Source organism: Vibrio sp. V39_P1S14PM300 (genome assembly GCF_009904765.1).
GTDB lineage: Bacteria > Pseudomonadota > Gammaproteobacteria > Enterobacterales > Vibrionaceae > Vibrio > Vibrio proteolyticus.
This window is the reverse complement of record NZ_WXWP01000186.1, coordinates 1-2,731: the sequence shown is the minus strand read 5'-3', so window position 1 is coordinate 2,731 and position 2,731 is coordinate 1. Positions and strand designations below refer to the sequence as shown.

Genomic DNA, 2,731 nt, shown 5'->3' with positions numbered 1-2,731 from the left:
GCTAAAACTCAATCTATTAAGAATAGAGTTAAAATGATGCAAGAACTGGGGCTCAATGTTGATATTGACAAGAGTGTCAGGGAGTTAAGACGTAGTATTACACTTGATGCTGAACAAGCGCACCAGATTTCTGCTGAGAATAAGCACGAGAAAATTTTTGAAATTATCGAGTCATCAGATTCGATAAAAAAACAGTTGAGTGAAGCATTCAGACAGGGCAGAGAGCAGGAATCGTTTTTACATTCCAAGTAGAAGGTTATTTTTTTTCAAAAAAAAGATTCCACTATCAGTAGTACTTTCAATGTTTTAGGTAACTATCTAGTTCTCTAACTTGTCTTTTCCGAAATAAAATTAGATTCGATAATATATTAACTTCCTGAGTAACCCAGCATATTCAGGAGGTTAAATGAGTAAGTCAAAACGTCTCACCACCACTTTCCTAAACAACCTTAAACCCAATCCTAAAACCGCCAAATTCGCCGATTACGAAGTCAACTTATCCGCTATGAAAGACAGTGGTTTACCTACTGGCGTTCGCTGCTTAGTGGGTAAGTCTGGCGGGAAACGCTTCCTTCTTCGTTATACTAGTCCGGTAACAGGTAAGAAAGCGTCTATTAGTTTAGGTAAACACCCCCAAACCGATATCCTCACGTTACGTAAGATAGCCAAAAAGTATCGCCAGCAAATTCTTGAAGGTATAGATCCGAAGTTAGAACGTGACAATCAATCTGTCGATAAGGCAATGACACTGGAACGTTTCTTCAACGAAGTGTATCTACCCCTAGCGAAGCAAAAACGTAGCTGGAAAGATGATGTCGCTAGATTTAATCAACACGCTAAGTTGATACATCACATACCCATCAATGAACTGACTGCTGCTCATATCGTTAAAGTACAAATGGTAATGCAAGAAGCGATCAGTAAAACGACGGGTAAACCTTATGCCCTAGCAACAATTAATCGTGTATTGGCATTACTTAAGACGGTGAATAGACAAGCTTACAAACTGTTGGGTGCCCCGCTTATCGCGGACAAGGTTAGTTTATTACGCGTAGACAACGAACGTACGGGCTACCTTTCAGAATCTCAGCTCAAGGAGTTCGTTGACCACGCACTCAACTACTCAGATAAACAGACTGGATCGTTTTTAGCGTTGTTGTTTTTGACAGGACTACGCGATAAGGAGTTGAGGTTTCGTAAGTGGAGTGACATCTCTTGGGAAGAGCAAACTCTTTATATTGAACGAACCAAAAATGGTAGTAGTCACATTATTTTCCTGAGTGATTACATGGTTCAGATTTTGGAGTCGCTACCCAAGGTAACAAATAATCCTTATATCTTTGCTGGACGTCGCAAAGGGAAACCTATTAGTCCAGCTAGACATGCCTTGAAAGTGATCAAGGCGAAGATGGGATTGCCCGATATACCTGGAGATAAGGCGAACATAACTCTGCACAGTGCTCGTCATACGGTGGGGAGTCTATTAGCCTCTCAAGGTGTCCCCTTGCATGATATCGCTAAGCAGCTCAACCATTCCGACCTATCAAGTTCTAGGCGTTATTCGAAGTTGACTGTAGGTCGTAGGCGGGAAATAGGTTCTCGTTTATCGGATATGGTGACTGAAAAGCCGGAGATACGTTGGGAATGAAGACGTTAGAGTTCAACAGTTAATTTAGAAATGACATTAGAAAGCCCCTGTTTAGCGATGAGCTAAACAGGGGCTTTTTCATTATTAGAAGGAAATTCACGATGAAAACAGTAAACAAGTTTGAAGACATTCAATCACTGCCAATGCCTGATGGTGTGAAAGCAAAACTGCTAGAGCACCTGATAGAACCATTCGGTGATGAAGAAAGCACTAAAGTGTTTTGGGATGAGGTCGGTACGACCTTGTACTTGATTGAGGAGTCCGATACCGACGAAACCTTGAGTGAAGAATCTGAGGAAGACCAACACTTCCTTCGCTTTGTTACTAATTACCCAGAATGGGTGCTGTTATTAAACGATGATGACTGTCCTTGGCTTATAGCGGTCGCCATAGTGACCATGGAAGGTGGTGGTGTTTACTGCTGCGCTCCAATGAACAGTCCAACGTTCCCTGTCGCCAAGTTAGCTGATCAAGCTGAATCTTAAAACCAAATTAAACCTGAACAATTCCATCTTAAAGGAGGTGTCCTATGGCACGTAAATCAAACCAACAACAAGAAACGGTTCAACCTGAAATCGTAGAAGGCAATGAACAAGTCACGGTCACTGACGATCAACCAGTAGACCATTTCACTCATATCGTGCGCGAGGGTAAAGCGAAGAAGTTAAGTCCGAAAACAGAGAACCACGTGTTCTATCAAATAGCCTTACATGACGAGGAAAACGAGCTCCATATCCACATGTCGGGTAATGAAGGTGGAGGTCTACACAGCAAGGAATGGATCCCACTTAAAGATATCACAGCGGTTCTGGATGCGCAGGGTGATAAGCCGTTTAAGAGCTCTGTGATGAAGTGCGTGTTTTCTGGACAGTCAGCGAACAACGCGGGTTTTATGGCAGCTTGTTGTAGGGGGCTTGGTCTTATCATCCAGTCGGAGAAATCAGTGTTTCTCCACGTTCTAGCGCCAGACTACGAGCAACGTCGAGATGAAATCCTATCTCTAGTGGACTCTGAAGCCAAAGCTGAATAACCCTAAAATCCACATCAATCCTTACCCACTAAGCCAATCTGGCTTTCATACCG

The 2,731-nt window shown here is 42.7% G+C and carries 4 protein-coding genes; all 4 read left to right on the top strand.

The window, feature by feature from the left end; all coding sequences use genetic code 11:
• On the top strand, window positions 1-252 hold a 252-nt coding region (locus CAG65_RS09445), incomplete at its 5' end, for a hypothetical protein (protein WP_237668792.1).
• Between the two features lie 154 nt (window positions 253-406).
• On the top strand, window positions 407-1,648 hold the full coding sequence (locus CAG65_RS09440; protein WP_161453467.1) for a tyrosine-type recombinase/integrase: 1,242 nt from the start codon (window positions 407-409) through the stop codon (window positions 1,646-1,648).
• Between the two features lie 101 nt (window positions 1,649-1,749).
• Entirely contained in the window at window positions 1,750-2,133 is a 384-nt protein-coding gene (locus CAG65_RS09435; RefSeq protein ID WP_161453466.1) for a hypothetical protein, read from the top strand.
• 44 nt (window positions 2,134-2,177) lie between these two features.
• The gene (locus CAG65_RS09430; RefSeq protein ID WP_161453465.1) at window positions 2,178-2,678 is read left to right on the top strand and encodes a hypothetical protein; all 501 of its coding nucleotides are present in this window, start codon (window positions 2,178-2,180) and stop codon (window positions 2,676-2,678) included.
• The last annotated feature ends 53 nt before the right edge of the window (window positions 2,679-2,731 follow it).